Source organism: Bradyrhizobium sp. HKCCYLS3077 (assembly GCF_051167555.1).
Lineage (GTDB): Bacteria > Pseudomonadota > Alphaproteobacteria > Rhizobiales > Xanthobacteraceae > Bradyrhizobium.
This window is the reverse complement of record NZ_JBNPTH010000007.1, coordinates 1-12251: the sequence shown is the minus strand read 5'-3', so window position 1 is coordinate 12251 and position 12251 is coordinate 1. Positions and strand designations below refer to the sequence as shown.

Genomic DNA, 12251 nt, shown 5'->3' with positions numbered 1-12251 from the left:
CGAGTTCTGGCACAGCCGAGCCGCGATGACGGTCTTCTCCCCTCCCCGCAAGGGGGAGGGGGGCGCACCGCATGCGGAGCGAAATGCTCGGCCCACATTGCAGGCTGAAGCCCAGCCATCGCGTTCAACGTCATACCTGCCCTTCCGGTTGCCGCACCCTTCCTCGGCTGCTACCACCCTCTCAACGCATTCCATCCTGCAGGGTGGGCAAAGCACCGCGCAAGCGGGCCGTGTCCATCGCTGCGGCGTTTGTCACCCATGAGTGGGCACGCTGCGCTTGGCCCACCCTACGTCTCGGTCCCCATGTCCGACAAACCCAAAAAACCCCAGAAGCTGAAGGCGCGGCTGCCGCGCGGGCTCGAGGATCGCGGCCCCGCGGCGATCGCGGCGACGCGCGAGATGGTCGAGAAGATCCGCGCCGTCTACGAGCGCTACGGCTTCGAGCCGGTGGAGACGCCGGCGTTCGAATACACCGACGCGCTCGGCAAATTCCTGCCCGACCAGGACCGACCGAACGAGGGCGTGTTCTCGTTCCAGGACGATGACGAGCAGTGGATCTCGCTGCGCTACGACCTCACCGCGCCGCTGGCGCGCTATGTCGGCGAACGCTACGGCACCGATGGCCTGGTGCTGCCCTATCGCAGCTACCGCTCGGGCTACGTGTTCCGCAACGAGAAGCCCGGCCCCGGCCGCTTCCGCCAGTTCATGCAGTTCGATGCCGACACGGTCGGCTCGGCATCGCCGGCGGCGGATGCCGAGATGTGCATGATGGCGGCGGACACGCTGGAGGCGCTCGGCATTGCCCGCGGCGACTATGCGATCAAGGTCAACAATCGCAAGGTGCTCGACGGCGTGATGGAGGCGATCGGCCTCGGCGGCGATGAGAACATCGGCCGCAGGCTGACCGTGCTGCGCGCGATCGACAAGCTCGACCGTCTCGGCGAGCGCGGCGTGCGCGAACTGCTCGGCGCCGGCCGCAAGGACGAGAGCGGCGACTTCACCAAGGGCGCCGGGCTCGACGAGACGCAGATCAAGAAAATCGAGACCTTCGTCAATGCGCGCGCGCTGGTCGCGCCGCCGACGCTCGCTTATGCCGGCGACAAGGATGTCGCGCAGCGCCTCGCCGGCGATGCCGATCGCAAGGAGAGCGAGTACGACATCGCCCGCCGCATCGTCGACATGCTGCGCGAGACCTTCGCCGACTCCAAGCTCGCGGTCGACGGCCTGAACGAACTGGTCGAGATCGCGCGCCTGGTCGATGCCGCCGGCTATCACAGCCAGATCATGGTCGATCCTTCGGTCGTGCGCGGTCTCGAATACTACACGGGGCCCGTGTTCGAGGCGCAGCTGCTGGCTGCGATCCCGAACGAGAAGGGGCAGCCGGTGGTTTTCGGCTCGGTCGGTGGCGGCGGCCGTTACGATGGTCTCGTCTCGCGCTTCCGCGGCGAGCCGGTGCCGGCGACCGGATTCTCCATCGGAGTATCCCGCCTGCAGGCGGCGCTGACCTTGCTCGGCAAGCTCGATACGCGGCCGGCCTTCGGCCCGGTGGTGGTCACCGTGTTCGATCGCGACCGCGTCGCCGACTATCAGAAGATGGTCTCGACCCTGCGCGGCCACGGCATCCGTGCCGAGCTCTATCTCGGCAACCCGAAGAACATGGGCAACCAGCTCAAATATGCTGACCGCCGCAACGCGCCCTGCGTCATCATCCAAGGCTCGGACGAGAAGGCGCGCGGCGAGGTGCAGATCAAGGACCTGATCGAGGGCGCCAAGGCCGCGGCCGCGATCGCCTCCAACCAGGAATGGCGCGAGAGCCGCCCGGCGCAATTCTCCGCCAAGGAGGACGAACTCGTCGCCGCCGTCCGCGAGGTGCTCGCCCGCCACGACGTGAGCTGGGGGTAGGGGAAGGTCGTCATGCGCGGGCCTGACCCGCGCATCCATCACTTCAAACAATTCCGACGATTTCAGAAGATGGATTGCCGGGTCAAGCCCGGCAATGACGAGCTTCAGACAAGGCTGACTAACAGGGAGCAACCAATGCCCGAGATCACCATCAACATGGCCGCCGGCCGGACCGACGAGCAGAAGACCAACATGATGCGCGACATCAGCAAGGCGTTGGTGACGCATCTCGGCGTCGACCCCGAAGCCGTCGTCATCCAGATCAACGAGGCGCCGCTGACGCACAAGATGAAGGGCGGCAAGACCTTCGTCGAGCGCCTGGCCGAGCAGAAGAAGTAGCGCGCCGTCGTCCGGGCGGAGCGCGGCCATCGCCTCGGTCTCGCAACCACCGCCGTTGTCCCGGCGAAAGCCGGGACCCAGACCCCCCGGGAGCGGTTTGAGGCAGGCTGGTCATTGGCATTTTGCCCATCACGGCCGCTGCGGCGTATGGGTCCCGGATCAGCGCTACGCCGCGCTGCCGCGCGTCTCAGCTTGTCCGGGACGACAACGGAGTTCGGAGCGACCATGGATGCACGTGACATCATCAAGCCGGGGATGCGCGCCGAGCGCCTGCTGGTTGTGCCGCCGGAGCGCACGGTGGGGCACTTCGTGCCGCATATGCCGATGGTCTATGCGACGCCGATGATGATCCTGGAGATGGAGATGACGTCGGGCGACGCCATCAATCCGGTGCTGCCGCAGGGCTGGGTCACGGTCGGCACCGAGGTCAATATCCGCCATCTCGCGGCCTCGCCGGTCGGAGCCACCATCCGCACCGTGGCCGAGGTGATCGAGGTCGAGCGCCGCGTCATCCGCTTCAACGTCGAGGCCTATCATGGCGAGACCAAGATCGGCGACGGCCGCCACGGCCGCCGCCTGATCAATGTCGAACAGTTCAAGAAGCGCTTCGGCGTGCCGTAGGGCAGTTAGACCGACTGGCCCGTTTTCAACAGCGAGCAGCCAGTGATCTTGAGGCTGCCATCGGGCTGGACCTGCAGCGTGTACAGCGCCTCCCAGGCCTGGCCGTCGGGATCGACGATGTGGACGCGCTGCGCGACGCTGTCGCCTTCGACCTGCGCCGCGCCGAACTCGAAGCTGCGATGGCGGTAGACCGGCGGGTAGCCGCTCTTGACCATGCTCATGAAGATCTCGACGCTCGGAAACAATGCCTGGATCTCGGGCGCGGCCTGCGCATAAGCGGTCGCGCCGTCATCCCGCGCGAACGCCTGCTCCTGCGCGCGGATCACGCTCTGCGCGGCGCCGGCGTCGGCCGCGCCGGCGGACTGCGCCCATAGCGACAGCAGCAGGACGAGCGGCATCAGAATGCGCATGTCGTGTCCTCCATCGGCAGTTCGGATCATAGATATCATGCGCCACGCGCCGCCCGTGACAAGCCTGCCGTGGCGCGTCAATGTCGCGGGCCGGTGTCGATCCACCGGCCGGACTGTGTCGACGCCGTCACGTCTTCGCGAGCCAATATCCGCGAGCCATGCGACCGGCGCGATGCCCGCCGCGCCGCGTCCGGCTTGATCTGGTCGGATGCGGCGCGAATCATGCATGCATGGCCGCGAACGAAACAGGGGCAGCATGACCGATTTTTCCAGGACCCGGGGACTCTTCACGATCCCTGAGGGCGTCATCTATCTCGACGGCAATTCGCTCGGCGCGCTGCCCTCCGCGGTGCCCGCACGCGTGGCCCACATGCTCCAGGCGGAGTGGGGGCAGGAGCTGATCCGCGGCTGGAACAGCGCCGGCTGGATGGTGCAGCCGCGCCGCGTCGGCGATCGCATCGCGCGGCTGATCGGCGCGGCGCCCGGCACGGTCGTGATGGGTGATACGCTGTCGATCAAGGTGTATCAGGCGCTCGCCGCCGCGCTGTCGCTCAATCCCGATCGCCGCGTGATCCTGTCCGACAGCGGCAATTTCCCGTCCGATCTCTACATGGCGCAGGGCCTGATCCGCATGCTCGGCGATCGCGCATCGCTGAAAGTGGTCGAGCCCGAACAGGTCGAGGCCGCGATCGACGACAGCGTCGCCGTGCTGATGCTGACCGAAGTGGACTACCGCACCGGCCGCATGCACGACATGGCCGCGCTGACGAAGAAGGCGCATGCCGTCGGCGCGCTGACGGTGTGGGACCTCGCGCATTCCGCCGGTGCCGTCCCGGTGGATCTTGCCGGAGTTGATGCCGATTTCGCCGTCGGCTGCACCTACAAATATCTCAATGGCGGCCCCGGCGCGCCGGCCTTCATCTATGTCGCGCCCCGCCATGCCGAGATCGCGCCCCCGGCGCTGTCCGGCTGGATGGGGCATGAGGCGCCGTTCGCCTTCGATCTCGATTACCGCCCTGGCGGCGGCATCGAGCGGATGCGGATCGGCACGCCGCCGATCATCGCGCTGGCGGCGCTGGATGCGGCGCTGGACGCGTGGGAGGGCGTGTCGATGCACGACGTGCGCAAGGCCTCGATCGCACTCTCCGAGCTGTTCATCGCCGAGGTCGAGAAGCGCTGCCCTTCGCTCACCTTGGCGTCGCCGCGCGATGCGACGCGACGCGGCAGCCAGGTGTCGTTCCGTCATCCCGACGGCTATGCGATCATGCGCGCGCTGATCGCGCGCGGCGTCATCGGTGACTTCCGCGCGCCGGACGCGCTGCGCTTCGGCTTCACGCCGCTCTACATCGGCGAGGCCGAGGTGCGCGGCGCCGTCGACATTCTCGCGGAGGTGCTCGACAACAAGCTCTGGGACAAGCCTGAATATCGCCAGAAGGAGCTCGTGACATGAGCAACGCCCCTTACGATCCCGCCACCGAAGGTGCGCGGATGAACTTCAAGGGACGGATGTCCTATGGCGATTATCTGATGCTGGACCGCCTGCTCGACGCGCAGGAGCCCCTCTCGACGGCGCATGACGAGCTCTTGTTCATCATCCAGCACCAGACGTCTGAATTGTGGATGAAGCTCGCGATCCACGAGATCAAGGCCGCGATGGCCGCGATCGCCAAGGACGATGTGCAGCCGGCCTTCAAGATGCTGGCGCGGGTGTCGCGCATCTTCGAGCAGCTCAACGGCGCCTGGGACGTGCTGCGCACGATGACGCCCAGCGAATACACGTTGTTCCGCGACAAGCTCGGCGAATCCTCCGGTTTCCAGTCGTTCCAGTATCGCTCGATCGAATTCCTGCTTGGCAACCGCAACCTCGCGATGCTGCGCCCGCATGCGCATCACCCCGAGCTGACTTCGGAGCTGGAGTCGATTCTCGCCAGGCCCAGCCTCTACGACGAGGCGCTGCGGCTACTCGCGCGCCGCGGCTTCTTCATCGGCGCCGACGGCCAGCGCACCGACTGGCGCGGTACCCGCACCGAAAGCCCGGAGGTGGCGGCGGCCTGGACCAGCGTGTATCGCGATCCGCAGCGGCATTGGGAGCTGTACGAACTCGCCGAGAAGCTGGTCGACTTCGAGGACTATTTCCGCCGCTGGCGCTTCAACCACGTCACGACGGTCGAGCGCATCATCGGCTTCAAGACCGGCACCGGCGGCACCTCGGGCGTAAACTATCTCCGCAAGATGCTGGAGATCGTGCTGTTCCCCGAACTCTGGAAGCTGCGCACCGGGCTGTAAGCCGCGCGCTCATTCGATCAGGAGATACTCATGCTGTATGCCGTCAAGGACTGGGACAACGCCTATGCCAACGGCCCGAACATTCCCGGCGGCGAGCGCTGGCCCGGCTTGTGGGTCGCGCCGGCGGAAGCCTATCGCAAGGAGCTCGCGGGGCAGGGCCGCGCGAAGCTCGACATCGCCTATGGCGGGCATGAGCGGCAGCGGCTCGATCTGTTCCTGCCGGAGGGCAAGCCGAAGGGCCTCGTCGTGTTCGTGCATGGCGGCTACTGGATGCGGCTCGACAAGAGCTTCTGGTCGCATCTGGCGAAGGGACCGATCGCCCACGGTTTTGCAGTGGCGATGCCGTCCTACCGGTTGTGTCCCGAGGTCGGCCTCGGCGACATCACGGTCGACGTCGCGCAGGCGATCGCGAAGGTGATGGACGAGGTTGATGGGCCTGTCGCGCTGACCGGACATTCCGCCGGCGGCCATCTCGTCAGCCGCATGATCTGCCGCGGCGCGCCGCTCTCGACAGAGCGGCAGAAGCGCATCACCAGCGTGGTGTCGATCTCCGGCCTGCATGACCTGCGCCCGCTGCAGCGGACCGCGATGAACGAGACGCTGCATATCGACGATGCCACGGCGCTGCGCGAGAGCCCGGCGCTGCTGGTGCCCGTCGATGGCGTCGACGTCACCGCCTGGGTCGGCGGCGCCGAACGCAACGAATTCCGCCGCCAGGCGCAACTGCTCGCGAATATCTGGATCGGGCTCGGTGTATCCGCGGCCTATGTCGAGGCGCCGGACCGGCACCATTTCGATGTGATCGATGAGCTAGCCGATGCGGAAAGCGGGCTGGTGAAGGCCCTGGTGGCGCAATAAGCGCGCACTCGCGGCGAGAACGGCGATGGCGGTAGCTATCGCCGTCGCGACCGTACGTGAGAACACAATCGTCAAAACCAATTACTGCTATCGACATAACTCATTATGGAATGATCTCACGGCTGGCTAGTCTCATCGCATGTTGAACGCTGATGTCCACTCGCATCGTTGCGGGTGGACCGGCTCTCACCTTGACGAGAGGCATCGATGCCAGTCCGCCGTCCGAGTGCACCCGAGCTGCAGCAAGCTGCGCGTGAGATCGGCCTCGATCTCGATGATGCCGATGCGCTGTCGTTTCTCGCGCTGATGCAGGGCCAGCTCGACGCCTACGATCTCGTCGACGGCATGGCCACTCCGCTGCCCGAGGTCAAATATCCGCGGCCTCCGGGCGTCCGTCCGGCGCCGCAGGACAATCCGTTCGGCGCCTGGGCGGTGACCACGCATATCCGTGGCGCTTCTGAGGGCAGGCTGAAGGGCAAGCGCGTCGCCATCAAGGACAATGTCTGCGTTGCCGGCGTGCAGATGATGAACGGCGCCACCATCCTCGAAGGCTACGTGCCGGAGATGGATGCGACCATCGTCACGCGCCTGCTGGACGCAGGGGCTGATATCTTCGGCAAGGCGGTCTGCGAGTATTACTGCGCCTCCGGCGGCAGTCACACCTCCGCCAATGGCGTCGTCGAGAATCCTGTTGTGCCCGGCTACAATGCCGGCGGATCGTCATCGGGATCCACCGCCCTGGTGATGGCCGGCATCGTCGACATGGCGACCGGCGGCGATCAGGGCGGCTCGATCCGCATCCCCGCGTCCTATTGCGGCGCGGTCGGTCTCAAGCCCACGCACGGCCTCGTGCCCTATACGGGAATCTTTGCCGTCGAGCTCACGGTCGATCACGCCGGACCGATCACCCGCACCGTGGCCGACAATGCGCTGATGCTCGAGGTGATGGCGGGACCTGACGGCCTCGATCCTCGGCAGCGCGGGGCACCCGGGCAGAACTACACGCAGGCGCTGCCGCAAGGGGCGGCCGGCTTGCGGATCGGCATCGTGCCTGAAGGGTTCGGCACGGCCGGCGCCGAGAGCGAGGTCGACGACCGTGTGCGCGAGGCGGCGGGCCGTCTCCAGGCAAAAGGGGCCGACATTCGCGAGGTCTCGGTGCCGCTGCATGCCGCCGGCGCGGCGATCTGGACGCCGATCTTTCTCGAAGGCGCCACTGATCTGATGATGCGTGGCAACGCCTATGGCACCAACATGAAGGGCGTGTTTCTCGAGAGCCTGCTGGATGCCCATGCGCGCTGGCGCGACCGGGCCGGCGAGTTGTCGGAGACGCTGAAGCTCGGCATCCTGACCGGCCACTACATGTCGTCGCGCAACCGCGGCCGCTACTACGGCAAGGCGCAAAACCTCAACCGCCTGCTCACGGCGGACTATGACCGCGCGCTGGGAGAGGCCGATCTGCTGCTGATGCCGACGACGCCAATGGCGGCGACGCGGCTGCCTCCCGCGGGCGCCTCGCGCGAAGAGATCATCGGCCGTGCGTTCGAGATGGTCGGCAACACCGCGCCGACCTGCCTCACCGGCCATCCGGCGATTTCCGTACCTGTTGGGAAGACCTCCGACGGCCGGCCGATCGGCGCGATGCTGATCGCGCGTCATCTCGACGAAATGACGTTGTACCGTGCCGCGGCAGCGCTGGAGGCGTGCTATCAGTAGCGAGCCTGCTGATCGGCCTACGGCCGCGATGGCAGCAGCCCGGCGAGCTCGGACAATCCCCGGATCCGGTGGTCGGGGGCGAGCCCGAGCTCGTCCATCTGTGTCCGCATCGCCTTGAACATCGTCAGCGGCGGCACGACTGCAGTGCTGTCGCAAGCCGCTGCCATCGCCTCTTGTGTGACCCGCTCGATCCACGCGACGTTCAACCCGAAAGCCTTGGCGCCGATCGCATCCCAGGGATTGGAGCTGATGAACAGCACTTCGGCCGGCTTGGCGCCGAGTTCGGATTCGATCAGGGAATAGGCCTCGGGGCTGGGCTTGAAGATCCTCCTGGCATCGACGCTGATGGTCTTGTCGAGCAGGCGATCGAGCCCGGTGTTTCGGACCAGGGTGTTCAACATCGCGGGCGAACCGTTCGACAGGATCGCCAGTTGGCGTCCCTGGAGATGGTTCAGGGCCGGCAGCGCGTCCGGGTAGAGATCGAGATGGACATATTTGTCCATGATCCTGTCGAGCAGCGCCTCCTCGTAACGCAGCCCGAGGATTCGCAAGGTGTAGATCAGGGATTGGCGGGTGACCGTCTCGAAATCCTCGTAGCGCCGCATCAGCGAGCGGAGCCAGGTATATTCGAGCTGCTTCATGCGCCAGACCTGGGTGATCATGTCACCATGGCCCGGAAAGGCTGCATCGGTAACGGCCGCCACCGACTGGATGTCGTAGAGCGTACCGTAAGCGTCGAAAACCACGGTGTTGATCGCCACGGGACCTGTCCTTGTGTCGAGGGTGCGCCCGGAGGACTGATGCGAGTTCCGTCAGCCGATGCCGCAAGTCTGGTCTTTACGGACCGCGGCCCGGCCGACAAAGTGAAAAATGACGATGTCAGTATCGTCTTTTTCGATAGCGGGGATTGTCGTGAACTTCGATATCGACTGCCTCAGATCGTTTCTGGTCATCGCCGAAACGATGAGCTTCTCGCGCGCCGCCGAGACCGTCGGCCGGTCGCAGTCGACGATCAGCCAGCAGATGACCAAGCTCGAAATGCAGGTCGGCAAGCCGTTGCTGGCGCGGCGGAAGGGCCGGGTGCTGGAGCTGACCCCCGAGGGCGACCGCTTCGTGCAATACGCCCGGCGCATCCTGCAGCTCAATGACGAAGCCTATGCGTCGATGAGCGACGACGTTCTGGTCGGGTTCGTCCGGCTCGGCGTTCCGCTCGACTTCTTCGGCCGCGACTTCACGACCTGGCTCGCGCGGTTCAAGCGAAAGAATCCCATGGTCGGCATCGAGGTGGAGGCCAATCAGTCGGAAAGCCTGATGAAGCGGAGCGCCCGCGGCGAGTTCGACCTCGCCTTCTTCAAGCAGGACGTCGGCGCCCGGACCGGAACCTCGATGCTGACGGAGCAACTGGTCTGGGTCAGCGGCCCGAACTACAGCCCGGATGATGCATCCATCCCGCTGGTCCTGTTCCCGGAGGGCTGTGCCTATCGCCGCTTCGCGCTGTCGTCGCTGAAGCAGCATGACCGGCGCTGGCATCTCAGCTTCGTCAGCCCGAGCTTCGAGTGCCTGAAGGCGGCGACGCTCGAAGGCTTGGGAATCACGGTCCTGGCACGCGCATTGGTGCAGCCGCCGCTGCGCATCATCCGGCAGGATCTCGGCCTTCCCCGCTTGCCGGCCGTGGAACTCGCTTATGCCCGCGGCCGGACCAACTCCCGGACGGTGGGGGAGTTGACCACCTTCCTCGCCGACAGGCTGACGGGAGCCGGCCTGCCGGCGTAATGGCCGCAGATTCGCTCGGAGATCAGCTCTCCGCCACCGCATCGCCCCAGGCGTGCGCGATCTCCGTCGCGCCGCTGTTGGTCTCGCCATCGCGCAGCACGATGCTGGGGCAGGCGAACTTCATCGGCATGGTCTGGACCGGCGCCGGGATCGTCTCGAACTTCGCGGAGAGCGCATTGATCACCTCCGCCGGCAGCCGCGTGTCGGCACCGACCACGTCGCCTTCGCTGGCGTCGATGCGCGGCTGATGGATCGCCGTGTCGAGATCCATGCCATAATCCATTACGAAGGACAGCATCTGCGCCACCGCGGGCAAGATACGACGGCCGCCGGAAGCGCCGAGCGCGAGACGTTGTCCCGTCGCAGTTTCCGCCACCACGGGCGTGTAGTTCGTCAGGCAGCGCTTGCCCGGCGCGAGCGAGTTGGTCGTGCCCGGCGTCGGGTCGAACCACATAATGCCGTTGTTCATCATGATGCCGCTCTGCGGCGCCTGGAACTTCGAGCCGAAGCCCGACAGCAGGGTCTGCGTCACCGCGGCCATGTTGCCGTCGCGATCGACCACCGAATAATGCGTGGTGCAGGCCGGCGCGAGATATTCGGCGCCGAGCGCGCGCTTGCCCGCGGCGTCGCCCATGTCGTTGAGCCGCTCGCGATAGGCCGACTGCATCGCTTCCGCATAGGCGATGAAGGCGCCGGCATCGGGCGTCTTGCCGGTGGCCACGATGCTCGCCTGCATCAGCCGCAGCGCGTGTGCGAGCGTGGGGCCTGCGGTGAGCTCCGGCGTCGCGAACACGGTGCCGCCGCGATAGGGAATCCGCAGCGGCTCGCGGGCATGCGCCTCGAATGCGGCGAGATCCTCGACCGACAGCGCACCGCCGGCGGCCTGGATGTCGCGGGTCATGGAGCGCGCGATGTCGCCCTGGTAGAAGTCGCGGGCACCGGCTTGGGCCAGATGCGACAGCGTCGCCTTGAGCTGCTCCAGCGGCAGCCGCGTCACCGCCTTGGCGCCCCATTGCGGGTTCGGCGGCAGGCCGTCCTTCAGATAGGCCGCGGCGCTGCCGGGATAGCGGCGCAAATCGGCGGCGCAGCTCGAGATCATCACGGTGGTCCACCAGTCCACCAGCAGGCCTTCGGCGGCGAGCGTGACGCTCGGCTTCACCAAGTCCTGCCATGGCAGCCTGGCGTAACGGCGGTGCGCCGCCTCCATGCCGGCGACGACGCCGGGCACGGCGATCGCGCCCGGACCATGCAGGTTGCGGTCGTCCTTGACGCGGGGCCACGGGAAGATGTCGGGGGACACGCTGCCGTCATTGGTCAGCGGATAGTCCTCGACGCGCAGCGAGTCCGGCGCGCGCATGCCGTAGTCGATCACCTCGACCTTGTTCTCCTTGGCGCGATACAGCACCATGGCGCCGCCGCCGCCGAGCCCGCTCATCCACGGCTCGACGACGCCGAGCGCAAAGCCGGTCGCGATGACCGCGTCGATGCAGTCGCCGCCGGCCGCCAGCACCTCGGCGCCGATTTCGGCCGCCCGCCGCGACTGCGCCGCGACGATGCCGCCCTTGGCTGTCACCGCCGGCTTGCGGATCTCCTGGCGATTGGAAAACTGATACGGCATGGCACTTCCCTTCGATCCACCTCATTGGTCGGGCGAATTGACACCGTCGGCCGCCGACACACAATCGGCAACCGCGCCTGCCTCCTCAGCTCAGATCGAATGGCCGTACCAGGCGTTGAGGAGAAATTTACCATTCAGGCCTTATGGTCGTCGGCAGACCAGATCGATCTCGATCAGCGCGTCATAGGCGAGGCCGGTGACGCCGACGCAGGTACGGGCCGGCAGCCGGTCCGCGGGGAAGAATGAACGATAGGTTTCATTCATTGCCGCGTAATCCCGCTTGAACTCGGTCAGGTAAATCCGAGACATCACAATATGTTCGAGGCCGAGGTTGAGACCTTGGAGGATGTACTTCAAGTTCTGCATCACCGCCTTCGTCTGATCCACGATCCCCTCTGGCAGCACGCCCTTCGCCTCCGGTGAGTCCGGCATCTGGCCGGTGACGAACACGAAGCCGTCGGTCTCGACGGCATGGCTGAACGGCGCCACCGGCTTGGTCGCGCCGGCGATCATGTGGAACTGCATGGTGGTGTCCTCTCGTGTGTGGCTCAATGGAAAGACGATAACGGTCGTCATTGCGAGGAGCCAACGGGTCCGCGCGAAGCGCGGCCCGATGACAGGCTCCGCGACGAAGCAATCCAGGGCTGCGCGTGACGCCCTGGATTGCTTCGCTTCGCGTAACTGCCCAGGTGTCCGTCTGTATCGCTTGACTGGCCACATGTGTTTGTGAG

At 66.1% G+C, this 12251-nt stretch carries 12 protein-coding genes; 8 read left to right on the top strand and 4 right to left on the bottom strand.

Going from position 1 to position 12251, the window contains the following annotated elements:
• The first annotated feature begins 258 nt into the window (after nt 1-258).
• The 3 genes from hisS (at nt 259) to ACQR0Z_RS26090 (ending at nt 2862) form a co-directional block, all read left to right on the top strand.
• Nucleotides 259-1902 carry a histidine--tRNA ligase gene (gene hisS, locus ACQR0Z_RS26100; protein ID WP_434920555.1) on the top strand — a complete coding sequence of 548 codons (1644 nt, stop codon included), beginning with the start codon at nt 259-261 and terminating at the stop codon, nt 1900-1902.
• Nucleotides 1903-1914: 12 nt separating this feature from the next.
• On the top strand, nt 1915-2241 hold the full coding sequence (locus ACQR0Z_RS26095) for a tautomerase family protein (RefSeq protein ID WP_434856121.1): 327 nt from the start codon (nt 1915-1917) through the stop codon (nt 2239-2241).
• A 225-nt stretch (nt 2242-2466) separates the two neighbouring features.
• Complete coding sequence (locus ACQR0Z_RS26090) at nt 2467-2862, top strand: thioesterase family protein (RefSeq protein WP_434920554.1); 396 nt, start codon at nt 2467-2469, stop codon at nt 2860-2862.
• A gap of 5 nt (nt 2863-2867) precedes the next feature.
• On the opposite strand, the gene ACQR0Z_RS26085 is transcribed toward ACQR0Z_RS26090, so the two are convergent.
• Nucleotides 2868-3272, bottom strand: coding sequence for a DUF4864 domain-containing protein (locus ACQR0Z_RS26085; protein ID WP_434920553.1), 405 nt, complete (start codon nt 3270-3272; stop codon nt 2868-2870).
• A 256-nt stretch (nt 3273-3528) separates the two neighbouring features.
• Between ACQR0Z_RS26085 and kynU the strand changes: the two genes are divergently transcribed.
• From kynU to ACQR0Z_RS26065, 4 genes are all read left to right on the top strand, one after another.
• The gene (kynU, locus tag ACQR0Z_RS26080; protein WP_434920552.1) at nt 3529-4722 is read left to right on the top strand and encodes a kynureninase; all 1194 of its coding nucleotides are present in this window, start codon (nt 3529-3531) and stop codon (nt 4720-4722) included.
• Nucleotides 4719-5558, top strand: coding sequence for a tryptophan 2,3-dioxygenase (gene kynA, locus ACQR0Z_RS26075; RefSeq protein ID WP_434920551.1), 840 nt, complete (start codon nt 4719-4721; stop codon nt 5556-5558). The genes kynU and kynA overlap by 4 nt, the downstream gene beginning before the upstream one ends.
• 30 nt (nt 5559-5588) lie before the next feature.
• On the top strand, nt 5589-6416 hold the full coding sequence (locus tag ACQR0Z_RS26070) for an alpha/beta hydrolase (protein ID WP_434920550.1): 828 nt from the start codon (nt 5589-5591) through the stop codon (nt 6414-6416).
• A gap of 207 nt (nt 6417-6623) precedes the next feature.
• Nucleotides 6624-8129: an amidase gene (locus tag ACQR0Z_RS26065; RefSeq protein ID WP_434920549.1), complete on the top strand. Its 1506-nt coding sequence runs from the start codon at nt 6624-6626 to the stop codon at nt 8127-8129.
• Nucleotides 8130-8146: 17 nt separating this feature from the next.
• Here ACQR0Z_RS26065 and ACQR0Z_RS26060 read toward each other — a convergent pair whose 3' ends face one another.
• On the bottom strand, nt 8147-8890 hold the full coding sequence (locus ACQR0Z_RS26060) for a haloacid dehalogenase type II (RefSeq protein ID WP_434920548.1): 744 nt from the start codon (nt 8888-8890) through the stop codon (nt 8147-8149).
• Between the two features lie 151 nt (nt 8891-9041).
• Here ACQR0Z_RS26060 and ACQR0Z_RS26055 point away from each other — a divergent pair, with 151 nt between their 5' ends.
• The gene (locus tag ACQR0Z_RS26055; RefSeq protein WP_434920547.1) at nt 9042-9902 is read left to right on the top strand and encodes a LysR substrate-binding domain-containing protein; all 861 of its coding nucleotides are present in this window, start codon (nt 9042-9044) and stop codon (nt 9900-9902) included.
• Between the two features lie 22 nt (nt 9903-9924).
• Here ACQR0Z_RS26055 and ACQR0Z_RS26050 read toward each other — a convergent pair whose 3' ends face one another.
• The gene (locus ACQR0Z_RS26050) at nt 9925-11520 is read right to left on the bottom strand and encodes a gamma-glutamyltransferase family protein (protein ID WP_434920546.1); all 1596 of its coding nucleotides are present in this window, start codon (nt 11518-11520) and stop codon (nt 9925-9927) included.
• A gap of 141 nt (nt 11521-11661) precedes the next feature.
• Nucleotides 11662-12045: a RidA family protein gene (locus tag ACQR0Z_RS26045; protein ID WP_434920823.1), complete on the bottom strand. Its 384-nt coding sequence runs from the start codon at nt 12043-12045 to the stop codon at nt 11662-11664.
• Between the last annotated feature and the right edge of the window lie 206 nt (nt 12046-12251).